The organism is Caulobacter sp. DMC95, assembly GCF_056313785.1.
Genome location: NZ_JBQUZP010000003.1, coordinates 1 through 21,056 on the forward strand (window position 1 = coordinate 1; position 21,056 = coordinate 21,056).

Sequence of the window (21,056 nt, forward strand, 5' to 3'; positions counted from 1 at the left end):
CGTTTAGCGCCCGATGTCGGCGGAGGCGGCTATCTATCCAACCTCGAAACCCGTGTCAAATCGTTTTTTTCAAAACTCTCTGACTTTCTCCGCGGGTCCAGCCCGAAGGCTTTCTGCGGAGCCGGCAGCTTCTAAAGAAACCACCGGAGCCAGTCAAGCGACTTTTTCAAAGAAAAAGCTAAGCTCTTCTGGGTGAAATACTTGGAGCCTCTTGCGAGTTACCTCGTATTTCTAGGGAGCGCGGCTTCTATCGAAACCGAATTCCCAGGTCAACCGATCTTTTCATTCTTGTTTTCTTTGCCGGCACGGCCAGCTTGGAGCACAAAAACTGCCGTTGGCGCGCCAGAGGAGCGCCGCGAGCTCGAAGAGATTCGACTGAGGCTGCGGAACCTATCGATCCACGGTTCGAAACGCAAGCCCCGAGAGGCTTAAGTTCCGGTCCGTGGCGCGGGGCCCCGAAGCGAGGGGCGGCTTCTAGGCCCCCTCCCCTCGGGCGGCAAGCGTGAAATCGGCGTTTCATCCCCAGCGAGCCGCATTCCCTGTGCATGAACGGCGTCATGCAAGACTTGCGCGGCGAGCGCGCCTCGCTCAGAACGCGGACCACTCTATAGAGCGTGCGCCCCCAAAGGACACGGCTCGCTCCATCAAGGCGCCCTGCAACCATGTTGTCCCAAAAGGCTCGCTATGCGCTCCGCGCCATGATCGAACTGGCTCGGGCCGACACCCAGGTCACCGCCGGCGAGCTCGCCGAGCGCGCCGACGCGCCGCGCAAGTTCCTGGAAGCGATCCTCCTGTCTCTATCCCGAGAAGGCCTTGTCATCAGCCGGCGCGGCAAGTTTGGCGGCTATGTCCTAGCCCGCGAGGCCGATGCGATCAGCTTCGCCGAGATCATCCGCCTGGTCGACGGCCCCTTGGCCCTGACGCCCTGTGTCAGCCGCACTGCGTTCCGGCGCTGCGAGGATTGCCGCGACCTGGCGACCTGCGCCTTGCGTGAAGCGCTGCTCCGCGCCCGCGACGCGACCGCCGGCGTGCTGGAAGGCTATAGCCTGGCCGACGCCGCCAAGGGGGCGGGCGCCGAACTGATCGAGAGCTAGCGGCTTCCAGTCTTTATATATGCGGCGCTGCTCTATAGAGCGCCGCATATATAAAGGGAGCCGCGCGATCCGGGTTCAGCCCGCTGCGATGTAGGCTTTCAGCCCCTCGGCCTCGGCCTGGGTTTCGCTGATCTTGTACTTTACGAGGTCGCCGATCGAGATGATCCCCGCCAGACGCTCCCCGTTGACCACGGGCAGGTGACGGATACGGCGGTCAGTCATTCTTTCCAGAAGCGCGTCGATCGACTCGTTCGGCTGAGCGAAGACGACATTAGCGCTCATACAGCCGCTGATCGGCTTGGAGAGCGCAGCAGCCCCCTCCTTAGCGACCATGCGAACAATGTCGCGTTCGGACACGATGCCGACGACGGCCTCTTTTTCATCGACCACCACCATGGCGCCCACCTTGCGGGTATGCAGCAACGCCGCTGCGGCGCCGACCGTCTCCTGAGGAGAGGCCGTGAACACGAGATCACCCTTGTCCTTGAGGATCTGAGAAACCAGCACAGCTTGTCCTCCCTTGTTCTTTATAGAACGAGGGTCCTCCAAAGCGGCTCTTCGATCAATGGGGCTTAGGCCTCAATGGGTATCGGTGACATTGGCGGGCGGCCCGGCCCAGCGCGCGAACGGACCGATCAACAGAACGCCGGCCGCGAACCCGATCAGATGCGCCTCCCAGGCGACGCCGCCTGCGCCCATTGTCAGAAGACTGCCGGTCACCGCCATGACCAGGTTCACCACAAGCCAACCCAGGCCCAGGGAAATCACGCGCGGCCCGAACACAGGGCCCAGGTGCCGGGGCGCACTGTCCATGGTGCGCGCCGCCGCGCCCATCAGGCCGGCGATGGCGCCGGACGCGCCGACCACCGGGCTCATCCCCTGAGGATGGATCGCGGCGAAGCCGGCGCCGGCGACCACGCCACAGGCGAGATAGAACAGGCAGAAGATTCCCCCTCCCCGGCCGTTAAGTCCCAGCACGCGGGAGACCGGGGCCCCGAACGCCAGGCCGAACGCCGCGTTCATGATCGCGTGGATCCAACCGCCGTGGACGAACTGCATGGTGATGACGCCCGTCCACCGCCCCTCCCAGAACTCGCGGGGAACCAGGGCCAGCGAGTAGATCAGATCCTGGCTGGCGTTCTGCAGCAGCAGGTGCGGGATGATCACAGCCGCCGCGACCAGCAGCGCGGGCCAGGGCGCGTTGAAGATGGGTTCGGGGCGCGAGGGCTGGTCCATGGCTTCTATCTAGGGGCTCGTGCGACGATTCGAACCCCGTCGCAGGGCTTAACCATTTTTTCGAGACCTTGGGTCTATCCCTGACGCTGTATCTTTTTGGCACGAGGGTTGCTTGCCGCTCCGTGTCGACAGTCGCGGAGCCTCTCATGGCCTGGCATCGGAAATCAAAGACGCGTCTGGCGACGGTTGTCGTCGCCGTCACGCTCGGCGCAGGCGGCGTCGCCAACGCGCAGTCGATGTCGACGAACTCGGCCTCGTTCAACGCCGGCTATGGCCGCAGCTCAGGCCAGGAGAGCCGGATGGTCGAGTATTCGACCCGCGACGCCAACGGCAACCGGGTGATCGTGGACGGCGTCATGTTGACCGGCTCCGACCAGAGCGTCTTCTCCTCTAGCCGCAGTTCGGGGTCGCTGGACGCCTATTCTGGCGTCGGCGCGGTCGGCGGCTACGCCGGCTCCACCGCGATCGGCAACAACCTGACGGTCATCACCCAGGGCAATAACAACACGGTCATCGTCAACTCCAGCCAAGTGAACACCGGCAACGTCACCGCCGGCTCGAATGTTGTGAAGGGCGACGCCCCCAAATGATGGTCAAGCGCACAGGGCTGGTCCTGGCCTTGCTGGCTACAGCAGCGCTCAGCGCCTGCGGCAGCACGCCCGTGGCCTCGACGGCCGGCAACTACGCCAAGCCGATTGGCACCGCGCCGGTGACCGCCAACCCCACTGACTACTCCTCGGCGCTGGTTTGTCTGAACCAGTATGCGCGCACGAACCGTATCGTCGCCCCGCGCATCGCTATCGGCCGCATCGCCGACTACACGGGCAAGGAAGAGGCCGACGGTTCGGGCCGCAAGGTCACGCAAGGCGCATCGCTCATGGCCGTTTCGGCCTTCGCCAAGGCTGGCATGCCGCTGGTCGAACGTTTCGACACCTCGGTGTCGGAGTTCGAACTGAAGTACGCCAACAACAAGCTGATCTCGGATCGCCCCAACCCCGCGCCCGACGCGCCGGCGGACTTCCGCAAGATCCTGGCCGGCCAGGTGCCGGGCTCGGACTTCTATGTCATCGGCGGCATCACCGAGCTGAACTACAACATTCGCTCGGCCGGCATTGACGCCTATGCCGGTGACAAGGACACGGACGGGCTGAAGGGCAACTTCCGCCGTCGCGTTTTCATCATGAACATCGCGCTGGATCTGCGCCTGGTGAACACCCGCACCCTCGAGGTGGTGGATGTCATCTCGTACCAGAAGCAGGTGGTCGGTCGCGAAGTCAGCGCCGGCGTCTTCGACTTCTTGAACGGCAACCTCTTCGATATCTCCGCCGGTCGCGGGGCGCTGGAGCCGATGCAACTGGCGGTCCGCGCCCTGATCGAGCGCGCGACGGTCGAGATGGCCGCCAACCTCTATGGCATGCCCGGTCCGGAAAGCTGCCTGCGCTTTGATCCGTTCGGGGACGCCACCGTCGGTCAGACGGGCGCCTTCACGCCGGCCTACAACAATCTGGGAACGAACAATGCGCAGACCCGCGATGACCCGTCTCGCTGGAACGCTCGCCGCGATCCCGATATCCGTGATGCTAAGCGGGGTCGCTACTAGCCAGACGACCACCCCGAGCCCGGTCCTCAACAACCAGATCAATCTGGGCGAGATCTTCTCGGAGCAGACCCTCAACGTCCAGACGGTCAGCGACGGCGTCACGGCCAGCACCACCGCCCAGGCCAATGGCGTGTCGGTTGGCGTGACCAACGCCGACGCTGCGGTGACCTCCAATCAGGACAATCAAGGCGTGGTGTATGGCCACGGCTTGGTGGACGTCGCCGGCAATGCGGGCGCTTCCAGCGCGGTGCGGACCACCGCCGTGGGCAACGCCGCCGCCCTCACCGCCTCGAACGGCACGATCTCGGCCTTCGCGGTGCAGACCAACTCGGCCGCCGTCACCGCGCGCGGCCAGGTGGAAGCCGCAAACGCTGAAGCCGCGGATCTGACCCAGTCCACCCTCGCCATGGGCAACAGCGCCGGCGTGACTCTCGACAATGGCTCGGCCGGTGCGCGGATCAGCCAGTCCACGACCGCCAACGTCCTGGCCGACGGCGGCGCGATCGTCGGGTACGTCTCGGGCACCAGCGCGGTCACCGCGACGACGGCGGGCAACAACATCAATATCGGCGGCGCCAACCAGTCGGCTGTTCGGGCGATCACCGACCAGGCGAACACGGCCGACGTGACCCAGGCCAGCAAGTTTACCGCCTACGGCAACAGCAATCTCACGTCGACCGCAGCCACGGCGACGGGCAACAACCTGTCGGTCACCAATGAAGGGCCGCTGGCGGACGTGACCTCGAACCAGTGGAACACGTCCTATGTGCGCGGCCAGGCCGAAGCGACATCGTACCTGTTCGGCGCTGCTCAAACCACGGCCTACGCCGCCGGCAACTCATCGCAGGTCAACAATATCGGCGCCGAATTGGTGCTCGACAACATCCAGACCAACACCGGCGGCGGTGTTGAAGCGACCGCCAGCTTCGTGGGGCAGGACGGCTACGACACCGTGACGACCGCCACCGCCATGGGCAACGCCGTCACCGGCTATGCCTGCTCGCGCTGCAATGGCCGGATGAGCGTCAACAACAATCAGACCAACGGCGCGGACGTTGGCGCATCGTTGTCGTCCAGCGTCGTGTCCAGCGGGCGTCAGGTCACCGGCGTCTCGACCGCGATCGGCAACAACGCCAGCTTCAACGTCAACGCCCCGGGGAACTAGGCGGACGGCATAGGGGTCAAGGTCCGCGCGCGTCCGGGCGGCATAGAGAATTTGGCGTTCCTTAGGCCTCTGGCCTGCTATACGCCCTCTCCTCCCGGCTCCGCCGCCTCCGACCCCGTATTCAGACACCATGGCTTCTCCCGCCCGCGCGCCCGTACTCGCTCTCAAGGATGTCCGCCTCGCCGACGGGGCCAAGCCGCTGTTCGACGGCGTTGACCTGGCGCTGGAGCCCCGCGTGCGCGCCTGCCTGGTCGGCCGCAACGGCGCGGGCAAGTCGACCCTGCTGAAGATTCTGGCCGCCCAAGGCGTCGAGGCCGACAGCGGCGAACGCGCCGTGCAGCCCGGCGCCAAGGTCGTCTATGTAAGCCAGGAGCCGGAGATCACTGGCGAGACCCTATTGGACTACGCCACCGCAGGCGGCGCGCAGGACTATGAAGCCCAGGCCGCCCTCACCGATTTCGGCCTGGACCCTGACAAGAGCGCCAAGGGCCTGTCCGGGGGCGAAACCCGCCGCGCCGCTCTGGCCCGCGCCTTCGCCGAGCAGCCCGACGTGCTGCTGCTGGACGAACCGACCAACCACCTGGACATCTTCGCCATCCAGACGCTGGAAGACGAACTAGCCGCCTCCAAGTGCGCCGCCCTGATCGTCAGCCACGACCGCGCCTTCCTCAACCGCGTCACCGAGCGCTGCTTCTGGCTGGAGCACCGCAAGATCCGCCGCCTGGACAAGGGGTTCTCCGAGTTCGAGGCGTGGGCCGAGTCGATCATGGCCGCCGACGCCGAGGAGGCGCGGCGCCTAGACAAGGTGCTGGAGCGCGAGAACGCCTGGCTGGCGCGCGGCGTCCAGGGCCGGCGCGCGCGCAACGAAGGCCGTCGCCGTGCGCTCCTGGCGCTCCGCGCTGAGAAGAAGGACCGCCAGTCCGAGCTGCGCGGAACCATGACTATGGCCGTGGAGTCCGCGGGGACCTCGGGCAAGCGCGTGGTCGAGGCCAAGGGCGTCACCAAGCGCTTCGGCGATCGTATCATCGTCGAAAACTTCTCCACGCGCATCCTGCGCGGGGATCGTGTCGCTCTGGTCGGCCCCAACGGCGCGGGCAAGACCACCTTGGTCAAGCTGCTGCTGGGCGAACTGGAGCGGGACGCCGGTTCGGTGCAACTGGGGACCAATCTCGAGGTCTCCTATATCGACCAGGCCCGCATGGCCCTGTCGGACAAGATCACCGTCTGGGACTTCCTGACGCCCGGCGGCGGCGACTCGATCATCGTGCGCGGTCACCCCAAGCATGTGGCCGGCTACGCCAAGGAGTTCCTGTTCACCGACGCCCAGCTACGCCAACCCGTCACCAGCCTTTCGGGCGGCGAGCGTAACCGCCTGCTGTTGGCCCGCGCGCTGGCCAATCCCACCAACCTGATGGTGCTGGACGAACCGACCAACGATCTCGACATGGACACCCTCGATCTGCTCGAGGATCTGCTGGCCGACTTCGACGGTACGCTGATCCTGGTCAGCCACGACCGTGATTTCATCGATCGCCTCGCCAGCTCGACCATCGCCCTGGACGGCAAGGGCAGGGTCGTCGAGACGCCCGGCGGCTGGACCGACCTGATCGACCAGAACCCGGACTTCTTCAAAGCCGCAAAGTCCGGAACCGCGTTCGCGCCCGTGTCGAAGGGCGCCGCCAAACCCGCAAGCGCCGCACCGGCTCCTCCGCCGAAGAAGAGCGTCAAGCTCTCGTACAAGGACCAGCGCCGCTTGGAGGAATGCGAGGCGCTGATCGCCAAGAGCCCGGCGATCATCGCCAAACTCGAGGAAGCGCTGGCGGACCCCAACCTCTACACACGCGATCCAGCCACCTTCGACAAGACCATGAAAGCCCTCGACAAGGCGCGCGCTGACCTTGAGCAAGCCGAGATGGAGTGGCTGGAGCTCGAGGAAAAGAAAGAAGGCTTGGCGGGCTGACCGGCGGTCGCCAGGCGACTCTTTTCAGCGCAAAGCTGTGCGACGAAATGGCACAGCCATCGATTGCTAGGCGCGGACGGTTTGTGCGGTCGTAATGTAGCGCCTGTGGCGACGATCTCGTGGCGGTACGCTACGCGGCATGGCCTTGTTTGGCGATCAGGACTTTCGCGCGATCCGCGCGAACCTGCCTGGCGCTTTCGGCTTTGGGAACAGCTTCACGATGACGCTGAGTTTGGCGCTTCATGAGGAAAGGCGGCAAGCGGCGCTGCTGCTGGCCCTGTCGTGCACGATCGTCGCGGCGATAGCCTTCAGCGAGTACCTGACCCGCGCGACGCTGGGCGTCGCCGCCTTTTGGCCCGCCAACGCTTTCTTGGCCGCCGGCCTGTTCACCCTCAAGGGCGGTCGCCGCACGGTGCTGGCTGGCGTGTTCATCGTGTCTCATCTCACGATGAGCCTTCTGGCGGGCGACGAACTGCTATCGGCCCTGCTTTACGCCATCGTCGATCTCTGTGAGGCCGGGGCGGTCTGGGCTGTCTGCCATCGGTTCTGGAACGGCGCCCCGCGCGTGCGGACCATGCGCTCCCTGGCGCAAATGCCCGCGATCACGACGCCGATCGCTCTTGTTTCAGCTCTGGTCTGCGCGACCGCCTTCCATTTCGGATACGGCGCGCCCTTTGTAGTAACCCTGATCGATTGGTTCCTGCGCAGCGCGCTTGGTTTGGCCGTCGCCCTGCCAGCCACCCTGGTGCTGATCGACGCTGAGCACAGGCGGGCTTTCCACCGTCCCAGGACCGAGCAGTTGCTGCTGATGTTCGGCGTCGGCACGATCGCCCTGCTCTGCGCGCATCCGGCGGCTGGCGCGCCGCCAGTGCTGATCTTTCCGGTGACCTTGGCGGCCGCCTACCGGCTTGGGGCCAGGGGCGCCGCGCTGGCGGCGTTCCTGACCATCGGGATCATCATGCCGTTGGCCATATCGTCGGGGTCGTCGCCTTTCAACGCGACCCAGGATCCCGTCGTCCAGGCTCGCACGATCCAGGTGTTTACGAGCGTCCTGTTCTACACCTGTCTCGCCGCCGGCTTGGCCTTCGGCCAGCAGAACCGGCTCAAGCGCCTGTTGCTCCGTCGTGAGTTGCTGACCCGCGCCGCGCGAGGCCGCGCGCTGGCCGCCACCGAGGCCAAGACCGAGTTCCTGGCCACGATGAGCCACGAGATCCGCACGCCGCTGAACAGCGTGCTCGGCTTCGCCCAACTGCTCGCCGCACGCGAAGACCTGCCGCCCGAGGCCCGCCGTCAGGTCAATCTGATCGATAGCGCGGGCGCCGCCTTGCTGACGGTCGTCGACGACATTCTGGACTTCTCGCGCGTCGAGGCGGGCCAGATCGAGCTTCTGCCAGGCCCAACCTCCGCGGCGGCCTTGCTCCAGGATACGGTCGCGATCATGGCCCCCGAGGCCCGCGCCAAGGGCTTGTCGATGGACCTCGATGTCCTCGATCCTCTCGGTGTGCTTCACGATCTGGACGCCGATCGCCTGAGGCAGGTCTTGATCAACCTGCTGAACAACGCCGTGAAGTTCACCGACGAAGGCCGGATCGGCGCACGCCTGATCATAGAGCCGGGCGATCTTGAGGACCGCCTGCGCTTCGAGATCACTGACACCGGTATCGGCATCGAACTCGACAAGCAAGGGCTGCTCTTCCAGCGCTTCTCGCAGACCGACAGCTCCCCAAGCCGGCTGCATGGCGGCGCGGGCCTTGGACTGGCGATCGCCAAGGCCCTGGTCGACGTGATGGGCGGCAAGATCGGTGTCGACAGCGTCCCGGGTCGTGGCTCGTGCTTCTGGGTGGAGCTCTACGCGCCTGTCGCCGAGCCGGGGCCCGAGCCTGAGCCGGCGAAACCTCCGGCGCCCGGCGCCGCGCGGATCCTGATTGTCGACGACCACGCCATCAATCTGGAGATCGCCGCCGCGCTTCTCACCCTTGTCGGTTATGAGGTGGATCTGGCCGAGAATGGCAGACAGGCGGTGGAAAAGGCGCAAGCGGGCGCCTACGACCTCATCCTGATGGACATCCACATGCCGTTGATGGACGGGCTGCAGGCGACACGGGCGATCAAGGCCCTGCGCACAGCGTCCGGAAAGGCGCCGATCATCGCCATGAGCGCCGACGCCCTGCCGCGTCAGGTGGAGCGCTGCTACGCCGCCGGCATGGTCGACCACATCGCCAAGCCGATTCAGCGCGAGGTGCTCTACGCCAAGGTCGAGCGTTGGCTGCACCCACGTCCTGATACGCCGGAACCAACCTAGGTTCGCCAAGACGGTGCGAAGCCACGGGTTTGGGTTGTGGCTTGGAACTCCGCGCCGACGCCCCTAACTTGGCTGCGGATAACGGGAGATGTCCTCAATGCAGCGCCGCGCCTTTGTCGCCCTTGGCTTGATGGCCATGCTCGCCGCTTGTTCGCCTGCCAAGAAGGAAGACGCTGCGACGGCTGGTCAGACCCCTATCAAGCTGGCGACCGACTGGCGCGCCCAGGCCGAGCTCGGCGGCTACTATCAAGCGCTGGCGACGGGTGAGTATAAGAAGCGCGGCCTGGACGTGACCCTGATCCAGGGCGGCCCGGCGGTGAACGTGCCGCAACTGCTCGCCACCGGCGCGGTCGATGTCGGCGTCGGCTCCAACAGCTTCATCATTATGAACCTGGCCAAGGAAAACGCGCCGGTCAAAGCCGTGGCGGCCTTCATGCAGAAGGATCCGCAGGTCCTGATCGCGCATCCGGACCAGGGGATCAACGGCATCGCCGACATGAAGGGCCGGCCGATCCTGCTGTCGGACGCCTCGATCACCGCGTTCTGGGTCTGGCTGAAGGCCAAGTACGGCTTCACCGACGATCAGGTCCGCAAGTACAACTATTCGTCCGCGCCGTTCCTGGCCGACAAACGCGTCGTGCAGCAAGGCTACGCCACCAGTGAGCCGTACCTCATCGAGAAGGAAGGCAAGATCAAGCCGGCGGTCTTCTTGCTAGCCGACAGCGGCTATCCCGCCTACGCCTCGTTCGCCCTGGTGCCCGACAGTCTGATCGCCAAGAATCCGGCCGCCGTCCAGGCCTTCGTCGAAGCGACCGCCGCTGGCTGGACCTCCTATCTCTATGGCGACCCCAAGCTGGGCGACGCCGCGATCCTGAAGGACAATCCGGAGATGACTCAGGACGTCCTGGACCAGGCGCGCGAAAAGATGCGGTCTTATGGCATCGTCAGCGCCACCGGGGGCAAGGGCGACGTAGGTCAGATGACCGACGCGCGCTGGGCGGAGTTCTTCAAGGTCGCGTCCGAACAGGGCGTCTACCCCAAGGACATGGACTACAAGAAGGCCTACACCCTGCAGTTCCTGCCCAAGGGCCAATGAGCGCCCCCATCGCCAGCCTGTCCGCCGTCGAGGTCGACTACCCCCGGGGACGGGCGCTGGGTCCGTTTGACCTGACGCTTGCGCCGGGCGAAATTGTCGCTCTGGTGGGACCGTCCGGCTGCGGCAAGTCCACCGCGCTTCGGCTTCTCGCGGGCCTGGAGCAGCCGACGCGCGGTGTCGTGTCCCGCGTGGCGGGCAAGGGCGAGACTGCTGTCGTCTTCCAGGCGCCGACCCTGGCGCCGTGGCTGTCAGCCCGGGACAATGTAGCCCTGCCCCTCGTTCTGGCGGGAGTCGCCAAGGCCGCCGCCCTCAGAGCCGCTGACGAAGCGCTGTCCAGGGTCGGGCTCAGCGCCGCCCTGCATGCCCGCCCCAGCCAGCTCTCCGGCGGCATGGCCATGCGCGCGTCCCTGGCCCGGGCGCTGGTGACGCGGCCTCGGTTGCTGCTGCTGGATGAACCGTTCGCGGCGCTGGATGAGATCACCCGTCGCGCGCTGGCAGACGATGTCCTGGCCCTCGCCGCCGACAGCGCGCCGGCCGTCGTGTTCGTCACCCACAATGTCGAAGAGGCCGTCTACATGGCGCAGCGCATCGTGGTGATGACGCCAGGTCCCGGTCGCATCGCGGGCGAGGTGGTCATCAACGCGCCGTCGCAGCGCCCCGCCGGGTTCCGGACCACCGAGGCCTTCCGCACCGCCGCCGAGGCTGTGTCGCACCTTCTCGCCGCCGCGACGGAGCGCGCGGCATGAGCCGGATCCTCGCGCCGCTGATCCTGATCGCCGCCCTGCTGGGGGGCTGGGAATTTGCGTGCAAGGCGCTGGAAGTTCCCGCCTATTTGCTGCCCCCGCCCAGCGCGATCTGGAAGGCCTTTACCGAGTCATGGCCGCTTCTGCTGAGCTCCGCCTGGGCGACGCTGTCGACGGCCTTGCTGGCGCTCGTCATCGCCAGCCTGATCGCTTGCGGCCTTGCGCTCGTCGTCAGCCTTAGCCGCCTGCTGGAGGACGCCGTCCGTCCCATCGCCGTGACCCTGCAGGTGACGCCGCTGGTCGCCATCGCCCCGCTGGTCACGATCTGGGCGGGGATCGATCACCCGGAGCGAGCGGTCATCGGTCTCGCCGCTGTCGTCGCCTTTTTCCCAATCTTCTCCGGGGCGTTGAGCGGGCTGAAGGCCGTCGACCCGGATCTGGCGCGTCTGTTTGATCTCTATGGCGCCACGCCGCTACAGCGCCTGACACGCCTGCGATTGCCCTCCGCCGTGCCCGCCCTGCTGGAAGGACACAAGGTCGCCGCAGGTCTGGCCGTGATCGGCGCGGTGGTCGCCGAGTTCGTGGCGGGCGCCGGCGGCGCGCAGGGCCTCGCCTGGCGCATCCTGGAGGCGTACAACCGCCTGCAGACGGCCAAGGTCTTCGCCGCCCTCTTCACCCTCGCGCTGCTGGGCGTGGCCTTGCACGCGGCGATGGAAACCCTGGAACGTCGACTCCTCAACTTTTGGCGAGGGCGTTAGGCCAAGATTAAAGCGCGCACCGCAGAATGAGCGTCTGACAAGACTTCGCCTGGATCGCGTTATGCGTCTCGCTGCTCTCATCGTCGCCCTGGCCAGCGCGTCCGCCGCGCAGGCCGAAGGTGCGCGCGAGACCCGATACGGCCCAGCGCCCGCGCGATCGCCCGCCGCGCTGGAAGGCCGCCCCGCTCTCTACAATGGCGCCGCCTACGGCGCGAGAACCCTGGGTTGGTCGGGCAAACGCGACGCTGTGGCTGCGCCCGCCGGAACGGTTGAGCAACGCCCTTGGTGGGCGCGCGAACAGTCACAGGCTCAAGCCCAGACCCGCCAGCCCGGCGCATCCATCCCGGCGGCCTTCACACCTCAGGCTCCGGCTCCCGCAGCGCCGCTGCCACAGAGCCTTTTTGATGCGCCGCCGCCCCTCGCCGGCGCCGCGCCGACGCAAGCCGCCAACGCCGCGCCCCAGCTTCAGCCTGGCCAGGTGGGCGCTCGAACCTACTCGGTCGGACGCCAGTTCGGCATGACGCCCGATCCCATTCCAGCCGCTGGCCCCTCGCGCATGGTGCTGATCGCGCCGCCGCCCGCTGCGGAGGCGGACGAATCCAAACCCAGCCTTCAAGACGGCGGCGAGTGGTCCGGACGCGCCGAAAAGGACGGCGATCTCTAATGCAGTCGCGTATTCACGATCTCATCGCCCTGGCCAACGAGCCCTCCAGCGCCAAGCGCCGCGAACTGCTGCGCGGCGTAACCGACCTGTTTTTCCAAGGCGACGGCCACAACAGCGTCGAGATGAGCCTCTTTGACGACGTGCTCAGCCAGTTGGCCGGGGACATGGAAGAGGCCGTCAAGGCCGAGCTCGCGCAGCGCCTCAGCGAAACGGCGAAGCCGCCGGCCGGACTGTCGCGCACATTGGCCGCTGATTCCATCACCGTAGCCGCGCCGATCCTCCGCAGTTCCAGAGTCCTGACCGACGATGACCTGCTGCACGTCGCCCGCACCCAGGGCCAGGATCACCTGCGGGCCATCTCGCAGCGCAGCAGCGTCTCAAGCGTGGTCTCCGACGCCATTGTCGCGCGCGGCGACGACCAGACCCTGGGCGTCCTGCTTCGCAATGAGGGCGCGGTGCTGTCCCGCGAGGCGCACGAGACCGTCGTTGATCGCGCGGCGGCGAACCCTGCCCTGCACGAGGCTGTCATCGACCGGCAAAGCCTGCCCGTCGATCTGCTGAACGAGATGTATTTCATGGTTGAGGCCCGGCTTCGGGATCGGATCATGGAAAAGAACGCCGGCATGGATCCCGCGACGCTGGAAGCCGCCCTCTCCGCCGGTCGCAAGCGGGTCGCCGAGCAGGACGGTGCGCTGCCTCCCGACCACGCCGAGGCTGAACGCGAGTTCCGCGCGCTGCGCGCCAAGGCGCAGATCTCGCCGCAGATCCTGGCCAACATGCTCCGCGGCAAGAAGACGACGCTGTTCCTTGTCGCTCTGGCGGACATGGCTCAGGTGGACTTCCACACCGCGCGCAAGATCCTCGAGCGACGCGAGATGGACGCCTTGGCGGTCATCTGCAAGGCGGCCGATTTTGACCGATCGCTGTTCCTGACCTTCGCGCTGCTGATCCTGGAACAGACCGAAGACGTCATGATGCGCGCCAAGGCGTACGGCGAACTCTACGCCAACCTGCCTCGGGACTCGGCCCTGCGCACGATCCGGTTCTGGCGCCTGCGCCGTCAGACCGGCGACGTCGCCGCCGCCTAAAGTCGGCCGGGCGCAAAGCCGCCCACCTCGCGCCTTGCGTGCGCCATGCGGGACGGCCAAGGTGCGCGCCTTGTTCTCTCCTGTCTTGGATTCCCGATGATCAGCGCTTCGCGCCTGGCGATTGTCGCCGCTGCCGGCCTCTCGGTCGCCGCCTGCTCCCAGCTGCCCAAACCCTCGATCCCGCTGCTGAAGAAGGACGCCGGCGAAGCGTCTGCGCCCCGGACGCCCGAAGCCCCGGCGCTGGCGGGACCCAAGGTGAGCGATCTGAAGCCGGGCCAATGGGCTCAGGAGCTCTCGGATGTCGCGCCCGATCCGGCTTGGCGCTTCGGGGTGTTGCCCAACGGCATGCGCTACGCCCTCCGCAAGAACGCCACGCCGCCGAACCAGGCGGCGCTGCGCCTCTGGTTCGACGCCGGCTCGCTGATGGAGGCCGATGACCAGCAAGGCCTCGCCCATTTCTTGGAGCACATGGCCTTCAACGGCTCGAAAAACGTGCCTGAAGGCGAGATGATCAAGATCCTGGAGCGCCACGGTCTGGCGTTCGGCGCTGACACCAACGCCTCGACCGGCTTTGACGAGACGATCTACCAGCTTGATCTGCCCAAGACCGACGACGGCACGGTCGACACCTCGCTCATGCTGCTGCGCGAAGCCGCCGGTGAGCTGACCATCGCCCCTGAAGCCGTCGATCGTGAACGCGGGGTCGTACTGTCGGAGGAGCGCACTCGCGACACCCCCGGCTATCGCGTCGCGATCAAGACGTTGTCCGCCCAGATGGAAGGCCAGCTGACGCCCAAGCGGATTCCAATCGGCAAGACCGAGGTCCTTAAGACCGCTCCCGCCCAGCGTATTCGCGATTTCTACGAAGCCTATTACCGGCCAGAGCGCGCCGTGCTGGTCGCCGTGGGCGACTTCGACGTCGACGCGATGGAAGCCAAGATCAAGCGCAAGTTCGGCGATTGGGTCGGCAAGGGCCCGAACGGAAAGGACCCTGACGTGGGTCCGGTGGCCAAGCGCGGCCCGACGGCCAAGATGATCGTCGAGGCGGGCGCCCCTTGGTCTGTGCAGATGACCTGGACCCGTAAGCCCGACGGCCTGCTGGAAACCAAGGCCGTCGACGAACGCGAGGTGCTGGAAAATCTGGCCTTCGCCGTTCTGAACCGGCGCATGCAGGCGCTTGGGCGCTCCGCCGAACCGCCGTTCATCGCCGGGGGCGCGTTCAAGGGCGATCAGTACGGCACGGTCCGCGTCACCACCTTCGGCGCCACGGCCCAGCCCGGCCGCTGGCGTGAAGCGCTGACCGCGCTCGACGCCGAACAACGCCGCGCCGTCCAGTTCGGCGTGCGTCAGGACGAACTGGATCGCGAGATCGCCTCCACGCGCGCGGCCCTGGTCGCGGCTGCGGCGGGCGAGGCCACCCAACGCACGCCCGCTCTGGCCAACCAACTGGTCGGCACGCTGGGCGATGGCGAGGTGATCACTTCGCCCAGCCAGAACCTCGCGGCCTTCGACATCATGGTGAAGGATCTGAAGGCCGAACGCGTCAACGCCATACTCAAGAGCGCCTTCGTCGGTTCGGGCCCGCTGCTGATCCTGGCTGCGCCTACCGCCGTCGAGGGGGGCGAGCCGGCCATCCTGAAGGCCTACGAGGATCTCAAGGCACAGCCCGTAACGCCGCCCGCCGCGCCGGGCGTGACCGTGTGGCCCTATTCCAGCTTCGGCCCCACCGGCAAGGTCGCCGAACAGAAGGACGTCTCGGATCTGGACGCCGTCTTCGTGCGCTTCGAAAACGGCGTGCGCCTGACGGTCAAGCCGACCAAGTTCCGCAATGACCAGGTGATCGTGAAGGTCCGCGCCGGTCACGGCCTGCTGGACATGCCGTCGGACAAGCAGAGCCCGCTGTGGTCCGGCTCAGCCTTCATCGAGGGCGGGCTCAAGCAGATCACCGCCCAGGACATGGAGCGCGTGCTCACGGGCAAGATCTGGAACGCCCAACTGGGCGTCGAGGACGACGCGTTCACGCTGAACGGCCGCACCCGTCCGGAGGACCTGTCCACTGAACTTCAGGTGCTGGCGGCGTTTGCGAGCGAGCCGGGCTGGCGGCCGGAAGCGTTCAATCGCATCAAGACCAGCTACGGCACGCTGCATGACCAACTGCAGAGCACGACCGGCGGTGTCCTGGGTCGTGACCTGGGCGGTCTGATGCATGGCGGCGACCAGCGCTGGACCTTCCCGTCGCGCGAACAGATCGCGTCGGCCTCGCTGGACGAGCTGAAGGCGGCCGTGGCCAACCCGCTGGCCAAGGGCGACCTGGAGGTCGTCATCGTCGGCGACACCACGGTGGACAAGGCGATCGCTGCGGTCGCTGACACCTTCGGCGCCCTGCCCGCGCGCCCGGGCGATCCGCCTTTGCCCGGCGCGGAGAAGGCTCCCTTCCCGGCGCCTTCGAAGGAGCCGGTCGTTCGCACCCACAAGGGACGTCCCGATCAGGCGGCTCTTTTCATGACCTGGCGGACGGACGACCTGTTCTCCAACCTGCAACGGTCGCGCGACGTGTCGGTGCTGGGCCAGGTCATGCAGCTGCGCCTGACCGATGAGCTTCGCGAGAAGCAGGGCGCGACCTACTCGCCCAGCGCCTCGGCGACCGCCAGCGTGGTGTTCGAGGACTGGGGTTATCTGGCCGTCAGCCTGGAGGTTCCTCCGGAGAAGCTGGATGGCGTCGTCGCCTCGATCCGCAAGATCGCAGCCGACCTGCGCGACAAGCCGGTAAGCGGCGACGAGCTCGAACGCGCCAAGAAGCCCAGGATCGACGCGATCGAGAAGGCCCGCGTCACCAACGAGTACTGGGTTGGCGCGCTGTCGGGCGCCCAGTCGGATCCGCGCCTGCTGGACGCGACACGTTCCGTAGTTGCGGGCCTGTCCCGCGTGACGCCGGCGGACGTTCAGAAGGCGGCGCAGACCTATCTCGCCGACGACAAGTCCTGGCTCTTGCTGGTCAAGCCAGAGGTCGCCGCGCCAGCGAAGTAGGAGCGCACAAAAAAGGCCCCGGTGAAAACCGGGGCCTTTCCATTTCCAGAGCGTAGTCGCGCCTAGTAAACGACGCCACCAACGCCGCCATCCAGGCTGAAGCTGGTCGAAAGCGTCTGGCGCTCCTGCACCGTTTCCTCGCGATAGGCGGTGTAGGTTTCGGTCGTCAGCATGCTCAGGATCTTCACGCCGGCGCCGAAGCGGCGCAGCAAGGAGCGCTCATTGCAGTCGCGGGCCGGAAGCTGCGGCCGGCACGACACGATCGCCTGACCAGCGGCGGCGCCGCGCGCGTAGTAGAGCGCCTCGCCCTTGCGGCAGATATAGGTCTGTCCCGGCGCGCCGGTCGAGATGTCGATATGACCCCCATACTCGGCGATCACATACTGAAGCCGGGCGCCAGCGATGCAGCGGTAGAGTTCGCCGTCATAGGCGTCGTCGATCTCGCGGTCAGGCGTGACCTGTGAAGCCGCGTGCGGCACGTCGCGATCGTCCAGGCAGACGGCGCGGACGATGACCCGGCGGGTGCGGGTGCGCGTCGCTTCATAGGCCTGGCGACGACGGACTTCGGCGCCCTCGACGTTCAGACCCTGGATATATCCCGTCGCCATCGGGCCCGAATAATAGCCGCCGTGGCCACCACCGCCGTAATAGTTGACGACGCCGCCAGCGGTCGAGCCGGCTCCGGCCGACGCGCCGGACGTCGCGCCAGAATTGGCGATCGCCGTGGCGTTCGTTGTCGCGTTGACGATCACGGTCGAGCCGATGTTCACGTTCACGCCGGGAATGTTGACGTTGTGACCACCGCCGCAGCAGCCGGTTGGCGGCGCGGGCGGCTTCGGCGGGGGCGGCGGCGGCTTGCAGCACACCGGCGGCGGCGGCGGACAGGCGCTGGTGCAGCCAGCGGCATAGGCCGCGCCCCCCAAAAGCAGCCCGCTCAGCATCGCCCCCAGAGCGATCATCCCTGCGCGCGTGTTCAGTTTCGGCGCCTTCATCCGGCGTTTCCCTTCACCTCGGGTCGTACCGCTTGTGGTTAAGCAAGAAACGGGCCGAGGCGACCGCCGAACCCGGATTTGCTCCAGAATGAGACGGTTGAGCGCTTGGCCCGGTTCTCCCAGCAAGCCCCGTGCGGTCGAAAACAGCCGCGCAAGGACCCGCAAGGGGACGACGATGTTCCATCCAAGCACGGAACGGTTGATAGACTATTGGCGCGCCAAGAAGGGCGAGGCCGCCCTGCCCCGCCGCGCCGACATCGATCCCGGGGAATTCCTGGAGCTTTTGCCCCAGGTGTTCGTGCTGGGGCGCGAAGGCGGCAAGCTGCCCTTCCGCCTGGCCGGCGGCTTTGTGTCCGACCTGCACGCGCGCGACCTTCGCGGCCATGACGCCCTGTCGCTGTGGGCTCTGGCCCACCGCCTCGAACTGAAGAGCGCCCTGGACGTGGCCCGCAAGCGGCGTACGCCGGTGGTCGTCACCGCCGACATCCGCGCCCATGGCGTGCCCTCGGTCGGGATGGAGGTGCTGTTCGCACCGCTGCAGGGCGCGAGCGGCGAGACGGACCGGTTCCTGGGCCTCTACCAGCCGATCGCGATGATGGCGCGCCTGATGGGCCGTCCCGCCTATGAGTTGGGGGTGCGCGAGATCAAACCGCTGGGCGACGGCAATCAGGACATGCCGCGCCTACGCTTGGCCACGCTAGACGGCCGCCGGATCGCTTAATGCTCGAAGCGCTCGCCCGCTTGATCTAATCGGGGCGAGCGCCTCAAAGGCCCTACTTACTCCGCCGCCACCGCGCGGCCGTCCTCATAGACGGGCACGTCCAGCGGCGCGGCCGGCGCCTTGCCCCGGATCAGGTCCGCAGCCCGTTCGGCGATCATGATGGTCGGCGCATTGGTGTTGCCGCCGATCAGGGTGGGCATGACCGAGGCGTCGATCACGCGCAGCCCCTGGACACCCTGGACCCGGAGTTGGTCGTCGACCACGGCCATCGGGTCGCCCGCCACACCCATCCGGCAAGTGCCGACGGGATGGTAGATCGTCTCGGCCTTGGCGCGGATCCAGGCGTCGAGGTCGGCGTCCGACTTTACGTCCGCGCCCGGCGCGTACTCGGCGTCGCGATAGGGGTCGAAGGCGGCCTGGGCGACGGTCTCGCGGGCGATACGCACGCCTTCGCGGATGGCGCGGCGATCCTCTTCCGTGGCCAGATAGTTGCCCAGAATGGTCGGATCATCGAACGGATCCGCCGAACGCAGTCCCACCTTGCCCCGGCTTTCCGGACGCAGTTGGCAGACGTGCAGGGTAAAGCCGTCCTTCTCGACCACGACCTTGCCGTGGTCCTGCATGATCGCCAGCACGCCGTGGATCTGCAGGTCAGGACGATCAAGGTCCGGGCGCGACTTCAGGAACGCGCCGCTTTCCAGGAACTGCTGCCGGCCCAGGCCCTTGCCGAAGAACATGTAGTTCATGCCGACGCCGAGCTTGTTCAGCCCCTTGTTGGCCGAATAGGCGGTCTTCAGGTTCTTGGCGGTCCATGAAACGCAGACGTCGAGGTGGTCCTGGAGGTTGGCGCCGACGCCCTTGGACTCGTGGGCCACCGCGATGCCGTGCGGCGTCAGGTCGTCCGGCGCGCCGATCCCCGACAGTTGCAGGATCTGCGGCGACTGCACCGCGCCGGCGCTCAGCAGCACCTCGGCGTCGGCGTAGGCGACCTGCTTCTCGCGCGACTTGCCCACCACGTACTCCACACCCACGGCGCGGCGCTTTTCCAGGATGATCCGCGTGGTCCGGGCCTCGGTGACGCAGGTCAGGTTCGGACGCGACAGGGCTTGGGTAAGGTAGGCCATGGCCGCGCTCCAGCGCTGGCCGTCGCGGATCGTCAGGTCGTAGGGCCCAAAGCCCTCCTGCTGGTAGCCGTTGAAATCCTTGGTTGTCTTGTGACCCGCCTGGCGGCCGGCCTCGACCAGGGTGGTGTAGAACGGGCTGTCGGACTCGCCCTTGGACACGTGCAGCGGCCCCTTGTCGCCGTGATAGGCGTCGCCGCCGGCGTGGTGGGTCTCCGAGCGCTTGAAGTAAGGCAGAACCTCAGAATACGACCAGCCGGTCAGGCCCATCTGGCGCCACTGGTCATAGTCGCGGGCGTGGCCGCGAATGTAGATCATGCCGTTGATGGCCGAGCTGCCGCCCAGGCCCTTGCCGCGCGGCCACCAGAGCTTGCGGTTGTCAAGGTGCGGCTCGGCCTCGGTCCAGAAGCCCCAGTTCTGCTCGCCCTTGTCCTTGATCAGTTGGCCGACGCCGGCGGGCATCTTCACCAGGATGGACTTGTTCTTGCCGCCGGCCTCCAGCAGCAGAACCTTGACGTTCGGATCCTCGGTCAGGCGCGCGGCCAGGACGCAACCGGCCGAGCCGGCCCCGATGACGATGTAATCAAAGCGCTCGCTGGCCATGGCCCCGACGCCCTCCCTCGAAGGTTATCATTGTTAAGGCAGAGATTGGTCTGGGTTTGAGCCGCGCGCAAGGCGCTTGCTGAAGGCGCCTGCAAAGCGGCGCACGTTTAAGCCTTCCCGCAACCAAGAATGCGGACTATACCACCTATACACGAAATGAGGCCCTATTCGCCTCGCCGCTCTCGCCGCGACCACGATCGTAGCGAGCGCTTCTCGCGCTCGTGCGCCCTGCGCGAGAAGCGGGAGCGTCGCCTTGCATCCCCCCAAGCAAGCGGGCGGCGCTCCCACCCCCTATTCGACGATCCGCAGATCGCGGGCGTAGCGCTTCCAGTTCTCGACATAGTGCAAAGCCGAGGCCTGAAGGATCATGGCGTGCTGTTCACCGATCTCGCGCACCACCTTGCCCGGCGCGCCCATGACCATCGAATTGTCCGGGATCTCCTTGCCCTCGGTGATCAGCGCGCCCGCCCCGATCAGGCAGTTCTTTCCGATCTTGGCGCCGTTCAGCACGATTGCGCCGATGCCGATCAGCGAACCGTCGCCGATCGTGCAGCCGTGCAGCATCACCATGTGACCGATGGTCACGTTCGCGCCGATGGTCAGCGGCGCGCCAAGATCAGTGTGGAGAACCGAGCCGTCCTGGACGTTGCTGTTCTCGCCAATCGTAATCGGATCGTTGTCTCCGCGAGCGACCGCGCCCCACCAAATACTGGCGTTCTTCTTGAGAATCACATTCCCCATGACGCTCGCCGTGGGAGCGACCCAGTATTCGCCTTGCGCGGGAAGCGTCGGCGTCACGGCGCCCAAGGAATAGACAGTCATCCGTACACCTCGTTTTCTTACGCGCGATTTCCAGGTTAACGACCCGGAAACCATGATGCGCCAT

At 66.5% G+C, this 21,056-nt stretch carries 18 protein-coding genes; 13 read left to right on the plus strand and 5 right to left on the minus strand.

The features are described from left to right. Window positions 1–662 precede the first annotated feature (662 nt). Window positions 663–1,094 (plus strand): RrF2 family transcriptional regulator, encoded by a 432-nt coding sequence (locus ACT53N_RS08005; protein ID WP_476063413.1) that lies wholly within the window; start codon window positions 663–665, stop codon window positions 1,092–1,094. A gap of 75 nt (window positions 1,095–1,169) precedes the next feature. On the opposite strand, the gene ACT53N_RS08010 is transcribed toward ACT53N_RS08005, so the two are convergent. Then, window positions 1,170–1,601 (minus strand): CBS domain-containing protein, encoded by a 432-nt coding sequence (locus tag ACT53N_RS08010; RefSeq protein WP_476063414.1) that lies wholly within the window; start codon window positions 1,599–1,601, stop codon window positions 1,170–1,172. 72 nt (window positions 1,602–1,673) lie between these two features. Then, window positions 1,674–2,330 carry a rhomboid family intramembrane serine protease gene (locus ACT53N_RS08015; RefSeq protein WP_476063415.1) on the minus strand — a complete coding sequence of 219 codons (657 nt, stop codon included), beginning with the start codon at window positions 2,328–2,330 and terminating at the stop codon, window positions 1,674–1,676. A gap of 146 nt (window positions 2,331–2,476) precedes the next feature. Between ACT53N_RS08015 and hfaA the strand changes: the two genes are divergently transcribed. The 11 genes from hfaA to ACT53N_RS08070 all read left to right on the plus strand — a co-directional run bounded on the left by hfaA (window position 2,477) and on the right by ACT53N_RS08070 (window position 16,733). Next, window positions 2,477–2,920 (plus strand): holdfast anchoring protein HfaA, encoded by a 444-nt coding sequence (gene hfaA, locus ACT53N_RS08020; protein ID WP_476063416.1) that lies wholly within the window; start codon window positions 2,477–2,479, stop codon window positions 2,918–2,920. Then, window positions 2,917–3,930, plus strand: coding sequence for a holdfast anchoring protein HfaB (gene hfaB / locus ACT53N_RS08025; protein ID WP_476063417.1), 1,014 nt, complete (start codon window positions 2,917–2,919; stop codon window positions 3,928–3,930). Before hfaA ends, hfaB begins: the two co-directional genes overlap by 4 nt. Further along, window positions 3,848–5,095 carry a holdfast anchor protein HfaD gene (hfaD, locus tag ACT53N_RS08030; RefSeq protein WP_476063418.1) on the plus strand — a complete coding sequence of 416 codons (1,248 nt, stop codon included), beginning with the start codon at window positions 3,848–3,850 and terminating at the stop codon, window positions 5,093–5,095. The genes hfaB and hfaD overlap by 83 nt, the downstream gene beginning before the upstream one ends. Before the next feature lie 130 nt (window positions 5,096–5,225). Beyond that, window positions 5,226–7,055: an ABC-F family ATP-binding cassette domain-containing protein gene (locus ACT53N_RS08035; RefSeq protein ID WP_476063419.1), complete on the plus strand. Its 1,830-nt coding sequence runs from the start codon at window positions 5,226–5,228 to the stop codon at window positions 7,053–7,055. A gap of 220 nt (window positions 7,056–7,275) precedes the next feature. Next, a complete protein-coding gene (locus ACT53N_RS08040; protein ID WP_476063864.1) occupies window positions 7,276–9,357 on the plus strand; it encodes an MASE1 domain-containing protein in 2,082 nt (693 codons plus the stop codon). A gap of 88 nt (window positions 9,358–9,445) precedes the next feature. After that, window positions 9,446–10,453: an ABC transporter substrate-binding protein gene (locus ACT53N_RS08045; RefSeq protein WP_476063420.1), complete on the plus strand. Its 1,008-nt coding sequence runs from the start codon at window positions 9,446–9,448 to the stop codon at window positions 10,451–10,453. Next, entirely contained in the window at window positions 10,450–11,199 is a 750-nt protein-coding gene (locus tag ACT53N_RS08050) for an ABC transporter ATP-binding protein (protein WP_476063421.1), read from the plus strand. The genes ACT53N_RS08045 and ACT53N_RS08050 overlap by 4 nt, the downstream gene beginning before the upstream one ends. Next, on the plus strand, window positions 11,196–11,954 hold the full coding sequence (locus tag ACT53N_RS08055) for an ABC transporter permease (protein WP_476063422.1): 759 nt from the start codon (window positions 11,196–11,198) through the stop codon (window positions 11,952–11,954). Before ACT53N_RS08050 ends, ACT53N_RS08055 begins: the two co-directional genes overlap by 4 nt. Window positions 11,955–12,015: 61 nt before the next feature. Beyond that, window positions 12,016–12,618 (plus strand): hypothetical protein, encoded by a 603-nt coding sequence (locus ACT53N_RS08060; RefSeq protein ID WP_476063423.1) that lies wholly within the window; start codon window positions 12,016–12,018, stop codon window positions 12,616–12,618. Then, window positions 12,618–13,706, plus strand: a complete 1,089-nt coding sequence (locus tag ACT53N_RS08065; RefSeq protein WP_476063424.1) for a DUF2336 domain-containing protein — start codon at window positions 12,618–12,620, stop codon at window positions 13,704–13,706. The genes ACT53N_RS08060 and ACT53N_RS08065 overlap by 1 nt, the downstream gene beginning before the upstream one ends. A gap of 96 nt (window positions 13,707–13,802) precedes the next feature. Continuing rightward, a complete protein-coding gene (locus ACT53N_RS08070) occupies window positions 13,803–16,733 on the plus strand; it encodes a M16 family metallopeptidase (protein WP_476063425.1) in 2,931 nt (976 codons plus the stop codon). 62 nt (window positions 16,734–16,795) lie between these two features. Here ACT53N_RS08070 and ACT53N_RS08075 read toward each other — a convergent pair whose 3' ends face one another. Then, entirely contained in the window at window positions 16,796–17,725 is a 930-nt protein-coding gene (locus tag ACT53N_RS08075; protein ID WP_476063426.1) for a hypothetical protein, read from the minus strand. A gap of 175 nt (window positions 17,726–17,900) precedes the next feature. On the opposite strand from ACT53N_RS08075, the gene ACT53N_RS08080 reads away from it, so the two are divergent. After that, window positions 17,901–18,446: a PAS domain-containing protein gene (locus ACT53N_RS08080; protein WP_476063427.1), complete on the plus strand. Its 546-nt coding sequence runs from the start codon at window positions 17,901–17,903 to the stop codon at window positions 18,444–18,446. Between the two features lie 56 nt (window positions 18,447–18,502). Here the strand turns inward: ACT53N_RS08080 and ACT53N_RS08085 are convergent, their stop codons facing one another. Together ACT53N_RS08085 and ACT53N_RS08090 are read right to left on the minus strand one after the other, a co-directional pair. Continuing rightward, window positions 18,503–20,170, minus strand: coding sequence for a choline dehydrogenase (locus ACT53N_RS08085; RefSeq protein WP_476063428.1), 1,668 nt, complete (start codon window positions 20,168–20,170; stop codon window positions 18,503–18,505). 291 nt (window positions 20,171–20,461) lie between these two features. Then, entirely contained in the window at window positions 20,462–20,992 is a 531-nt protein-coding gene (locus tag ACT53N_RS08090) for a gamma carbonic anhydrase family protein (RefSeq protein ID WP_476063429.1), read from the minus strand. Between the last annotated feature and the right edge of the window lie 64 nt (window positions 20,993–21,056).

What these genes read in the sequence shown, in the direction of transcription:
- ACT53N_RS08005 (WP_476063413.1), top strand. Translation starts at nt 663, where the DNA reads ATGTTGTCCCAAAAGGCTCGCTATGCGCTCCGCGCCATGATCGAACTG.
- ACT53N_RS08015 (WP_476063415.1), bottom strand. Translation starts at nt 2,330, where the DNA reads ATGGACCAGCCCTCGCGCCCCGAACCCATCTTCAACGCGCCCTGGCCC.
- hfaA (WP_476063416.1), top strand. Translation starts at nt 2,477, where the DNA reads ATGGCCTGGCATCGGAAATCAAAGACGCGTCTGGCGACGGTTGTCGTC.
- hfaB (WP_476063417.1), top strand. Translation starts at nt 2,917, where the DNA reads ATGATGGTCAAGCGCACAGGGCTGGTCCTGGCCTTGCTGGCTACAGCA.
- hfaD (WP_476063418.1), top strand. Translation starts at nt 3,848, where the DNA reads ATGCGCAGACCCGCGATGACCCGTCTCGCTGGAACGCTCGCCGCGATC.
- ACT53N_RS08035 (WP_476063419.1), top strand. Translation starts at nt 5,226, where the DNA reads ATGGCTTCTCCCGCCCGCGCGCCCGTACTCGCTCTCAAGGATGTCCGC.
- ACT53N_RS08040 (WP_476063864.1), top strand. Translation starts at nt 7,276, where the DNA reads ATGACGCTGAGTTTGGCGCTTCATGAGGAAAGGCGGCAAGCGGCGCTG.
- ACT53N_RS08045 (WP_476063420.1), top strand. Translation starts at nt 9,446, where the DNA reads ATGTCCTCAATGCAGCGCCGCGCCTTTGTCGCCCTTGGCTTGATGGCC.
- ACT53N_RS08050 (WP_476063421.1), top strand. Translation starts at nt 10,450, where the DNA reads ATGAGCGCCCCCATCGCCAGCCTGTCCGCCGTCGAGGTCGACTACCCC.
- ACT53N_RS08055 (WP_476063422.1), top strand. Translation starts at nt 11,196, where the DNA reads ATGAGCCGGATCCTCGCGCCGCTGATCCTGATCGCCGCCCTGCTGGGG.
- ACT53N_RS08060 (WP_476063423.1), top strand. Translation starts at nt 12,016, where the DNA reads ATGCGTCTCGCTGCTCTCATCGTCGCCCTGGCCAGCGCGTCCGCCGCG.
- ACT53N_RS08065 (WP_476063424.1), top strand. Translation starts at nt 12,618, where the DNA reads ATGCAGTCGCGTATTCACGATCTCATCGCCCTGGCCAACGAGCCCTCC.
- ACT53N_RS08070 (WP_476063425.1), top strand. Translation starts at nt 13,803, where the DNA reads ATGATCAGCGCTTCGCGCCTGGCGATTGTCGCCGCTGCCGGCCTCTCG.
- ACT53N_RS08075 (WP_476063426.1), bottom strand. Translation starts at nt 17,725, where the DNA reads ATGAAGGCGCCGAAACTGAACACGCGCGCAGGGATGATCGCTCTGGGG.
- ACT53N_RS08080 (WP_476063427.1), top strand. Translation starts at nt 17,901, where the DNA reads ATGTTCCATCCAAGCACGGAACGGTTGATAGACTATTGGCGCGCCAAG.
- ACT53N_RS08085 (WP_476063428.1), bottom strand. Translation starts at nt 20,170, where the DNA reads ATGGCCAGCGAGCGCTTTGATTACATCGTCATCGGGGCCGGCTCGGCC.
- ACT53N_RS08090 (WP_476063429.1), bottom strand. Translation starts at nt 20,992, where the DNA reads ATGACTGTCTATTCCTTGGGCGCCGTGACGCCGACGCTTCCCGCGCAA.